The 4,185-nt window shown below is 68.6% G+C and carries 4 protein-coding genes; 1 reads left to right on the forward strand and 3 read right to left on the reverse strand.

Features of this window, described 5'->3' with window-relative positions:
* A partial coding sequence (locus G3O06_RS46810) for a twin-arginine translocation signal domain-containing protein (protein WP_205820144.1) occupies positions 1 to 529 on the reverse strand: 529 nt, incomplete at its 3' end.
* Positions 526 to 1,920: a DUF1800 domain-containing protein gene (locus G3O06_RS46815; RefSeq protein ID WP_205820145.1), complete on the reverse strand. Its 1,395-nt coding sequence runs from the start codon at positions 1,918 to 1,920 to the stop codon at positions 526 to 528. The genes G3O06_RS46815 and G3O06_RS46810, both read right to left, overlap by 4 nt.
* Positions 1,921 to 2,563: 643 nt before the next feature.
* Between G3O06_RS46815 and G3O06_RS46820 the strand changes: the two genes are divergently transcribed.
* Positions 2,564 to 3,370 (forward strand): alpha/beta hydrolase, encoded by an 807-nt coding sequence (locus G3O06_RS46820; protein WP_205820146.1) that lies wholly within the window; start codon positions 2,564 to 2,566, stop codon positions 3,368 to 3,370.
* A gap of 143 nt (positions 3,371 to 3,513) precedes the next feature.
* Here the strand turns inward: G3O06_RS46820 and G3O06_RS46825 are convergent, their stop codons facing one another.
* Positions 3,514 to 4,017, reverse strand: coding sequence for a periplasmic heavy metal sensor (locus G3O06_RS46825; RefSeq protein ID WP_174982444.1), 504 nt, complete (start codon positions 4,015 to 4,017; stop codon positions 3,514 to 3,516).
* Positions 4,018 to 4,185: the final 168 nt, after the last annotated feature.

A 4,185-nucleotide genomic window follows, 5' to 3' on the forward strand; every position in this document is an offset into this window, starting at 1 on the left:
CCAAGCCGGACGGCGCGTACGACGCGGCCTGCACGGTGCCGCGCAACGCGAGCGGCACGGTCGGCGCGAACGCGATCGCGCTTTCACGCGTGGCCGGCAGCAGCGCGGCGAGCCGGTTCAGCCAGCCGTCCTTCACCTGGTACGGTGCGCGGCCGCCCGTCTCGAGCACGTTCTGCCCGTCGAAGTGCGAGCGGTCTCGATACGGCGACGCAATCGCGTGAACGAACAGCGCCTGCCCGTCGCGGTACAACTGCGCGGTCTGCACGAGCGACGGATGCAGCGCGAACGTGCCGTCGAGCCGCGTCGCGGCCGCCGTGTCGATCGCGAGCGGGCCGCGCAGCGACGCATACGCGGGCTCCGCATACGGGACGACGATGTTCAGGCCGTCGGCCGCGCCGCGCTGGATCACGAACACGAAGCGCCGGTCGGTCTCGACGTTCGCGAACACGATCCGCGGCGCGACGAGGATCGCGCCGGCACCGGCGGCGGCCACGCTCAGGAATTGTCGGCGGGACAGTGCCATGGTCATCTCCGTTGGAAATCGGGCGATACGAGCAACAGCGCAAGCGACGTGGTTGCGCTTTCGGCGCGCGACAGCGCGGTTGCCGTCGGCGCGCTCAACGAACCGGCGAGCAGCGTGTTACCGAGCGTGCGCGCGTCGAGCCGGTCACCCGTGCGCGCGGCCAGCCGCTGCGCGAGTTCGACGCGGCGCACGAGCGCGTCGGGCGCGGCCCAGCTCGCGGCAACGTCGTCGTAACCGGCCGGCGAGCCCGGCCGCCACACCGGCTGGCCGAGCTGCGTGAGCAGCGGCGCGGCCTTCAGGTCGCCGGTGTCGTGCCAGCCGAGCCCGCGCAGCGACGACACGGCCCACTCCCACGGCGTCTTGAACTTGCGGTTGACCGGCGACCACGCATCGGGTGCATCAACGAGTGCGCGATAAACGGTCGGCAGATCGCCGCCGCTCGCATCGAACGCGCGGGCCAGCCGGTCGGTCAGCGCGGGCGGCGGATTGTCGGCGACGAAATGACGGGCAAGCTGGAACGCGATATGCCGGCCGGTCGCCTCAGAATGCGCGAGGTCGTGCAGGATCGCGCGCGCCTGCGCTTCGCCGGGCTGGTCGTAGCTGCGCCCCATCACGGTCCGCGCGCCGGGCTCATGCAATTTCGGGCGGAACACGAACGCGCCGGGCGCCGCATCGCCGGGCTGCGGGCCGCGCCCGCCGGCAATGCTCCAGCCCGTCAGCGCACGTGCGAATTCCGTTACGTCGGCCTGCGTGTAACCCGTGCGTACGCCGAGCGTGTGCAACTCCATGATTTCGCGCGCGAGGTTCTCGTTGAGCCCGCGCCTGCCCGACGGATTGCGCGCTTCGGCACGCAACGCGGCCGGGCTGTCGGGGCCGACCGAGCGCGCCTGGTCGAGGAAGAGCTGCATCGCGGGATGCTGCTCGACGGCGACCAGCATGTCCTCGAACCGGCCGAGCACGTGCGGACGGATCGCGTCGCGCTCGAACGCGCCCGCGTAGGCCGCCACCGGCCCCTTGTCGACCGACACCGCGAAATGGTTCGCCCAGAAATGCACGAGACGCTCGACGAACGGCGCGGGCGTGTTCAGCGCGCTGTTCAGCCGTGCGCCGACGGCGCTGCGATACGTGTCGTTGCCGTCGCGCCGGATCGACTGCTCGGTCGCGCGTTTCGTGGCCGGATCGTCGCCGGTCATGGCATTGCGCGCATTCGCGAAGCGCGTGGCGAGCGCGACCGCGTCGGGCTCGCCGGCCCACGCGGCCGGCCGTGCGTCGTAACGGTCGAATTGCGCGACGAGCGCTGCCTTCGGGTCGGCTGGCGGCGCTTCGTCGGCCCGCGCGCCGAGACCGAAGCGGTTCAGCGCGATGGCAGCCGGTGTGATGTCGTTCGGGTGGTCCATGACGGGGCTCTCGCGATGCGTACCCGTGTTTAACGTCGGTCGGCGGGAAATCCGTCGCTGCGAAGACGAATTTTCTGGATTCGTCGCGTGGCGTTGAATGCGTGCTGCCGTCTGAATTTCCATCGCGGATTCGACTGACCGATGCAGCGAATCGGGGGATCGCCCAGCCGCCGAATCGTCGTTCCGTGCGTTGCCGCAGGCTGTGCATGCTTCGAAATCCGGATGAAAAGCTTTCACCTTTCACAAACCTGACCGGCTCGGATCGCCACGCTCGCGGGTGGAAACCCGGAATCGGCGAATCCCTGCTCGCTGCGTCGAAGCCGCCAGGCGCTTGCCCTTCCCGGAAAGCGATCTAGACTCGTGTAACGACGTTCGTATGAAGGCATGAAGGACGGCACGCGCTGCTTCAAGCGCGATAACGGCGAAATCGTTCGGTTCGTCGAATCGCATTGGGCGCCGCGCGTCGGGGAGAAGACGACGGTTCGGGCAGCCACGGCCCGGCACAATCGCGTCGACGTGGCGCCACTACATTGACCAGGAGAAGCTGCCGCACGCCGGCCGGCCACGGCGGAGTGCGCCGGCCACCGTCACGATGCCAAACCGTCCCGTCAGCCTGCGTGCGCGATTTCGTCGCTTCCGTTCGATGCGCCCGCCTTCGCGCTGGACAACCGCGTGGCTGCTCGCCGTCGTGTTGACGCTGCACGTCCATGCGGCGCATGCGCAGAACCAGCCCAAGGTCGTCGACATTCCGACTCGTCCCGGCGTGACTCAGCGGTTTCTCTTCATCGCGCCGGACGCACCGAAGGCCGCGGCCATTCTTTATGCCGGCGGACACGGCGGGCTGCAACTGGAGCCTTCCGGACGGTTCGGATGGGGCGCAGGCAACTTTCTCGTCCGCACCCGGCAGCTGTTCGTGAATGACGGCATCGCTGTCGCGGTCATCGATGCACCGAGCGACCACCAATCCGAGCCCTATCTCAACGGCTTTCGACTCTCGAAGGAACATGCCGACGACGCACGCGCGGTGATCGCCTGGTTGAGGGAGCAACTGCACGTACCGGTCTGGCTGGTCGGGACGAGCCGCGGCACGCAGTCCGTTGCTGCCATTGCGATTGCACTGGCCGACGGCGGCGGGCCCGACGGTATCGTGCTGACATCCACCATCCTCCGCGAAGGTCGAGGCGGTACCGCGGTCACGGACATGAACCTTGCCAGCCTCCGGATTCCGGTGCTCGTCGTGCATCACGAGAAAGACGGCTGCAGGAATTGTCCGGTGTCCGAAACGGATACTCTGATGAAGAAGCTCGACAAGTCGCCGAAAGCCGACCTGATGATCGTGTCGGGCGGCACGTCCCGGGGCGATCCGTGCGAAGCATTTGCCTATCACGGCTTCAATGGCCTGGAGAGCGGCGTGGTCGACGCGATCTCCACGTGGATGCTTGCCCGTTGAATGCGCCCGCCGCGTAACGGCGCGCGGCTTCTTTGCGATCCCTTGCTGAAGCGTGCCCGCAAGCGTTGCCGATCGGCCTTCAGCGCATGCGTTGCACATGACTGACAAGGCGCACCACCGCGCGTCGTCCGCGCGGCGTTTCCTTATTGGCTCCCCGCGTCGCCCTGCTTCTTCTGCCACTTCGGCGGCAGCCGCCAGTTGCCGCTACGCCGCAATCCGTCGACGAACTTAGCACGCTCGTCCGGCGTCAGCGTCGCCGCGAAATCGACGACGCTGCGCTCGACCTGCGCACGCAGCGCGGTATCGGCCGCGCGCGTGCGGTCGAGCGCGGCGTCGATCGCCGTACGATCGAGTTGCGGCGCGGCGAGCAGATCGAGCACGGTGATCCGGTCGTCGCGCCCTTCCCGCGCGAAATCGCGGCCGTCCTTGCGCGCCGCCTTCAGCGCCGCGACGAATTCCTGCTGGCGCGCGTCCGGCAATCCGTCCGCGGCGAAACGCAACGCGGTGCGCGACGCCGGTGCGCCCGCGGCCCGCAGGTCGCGATGCGTCGAGAACCACTGATACGCGCCGCCGCCGATCGCGCCGAGCATGAATACGTTCAGCACGACCGAACCGACGAGGACGAATTTCCAGCCACGCTCACTCATTCATCACTCCAGTCAACGCTCGGTCCGCCGAACGTCGTTGTCAGATAGCCCGGCTCATGCGCAGGCGGCACGCTGCCGAGCATCAGCATCGACACGGCCACCGCGCCCGCGAGCGCGCCGGCGAGGCCCACGCCCGCGAATGCCGCGCCCGACCACCACACGGGGAGG

The organism is Burkholderia sp. Ac-20345 (assembly GCF_017104825.1).
Lineage (GTDB): Bacteria > Pseudomonadota > Gammaproteobacteria > Burkholderiales > Burkholderiaceae > Burkholderia > Burkholderia lata_B.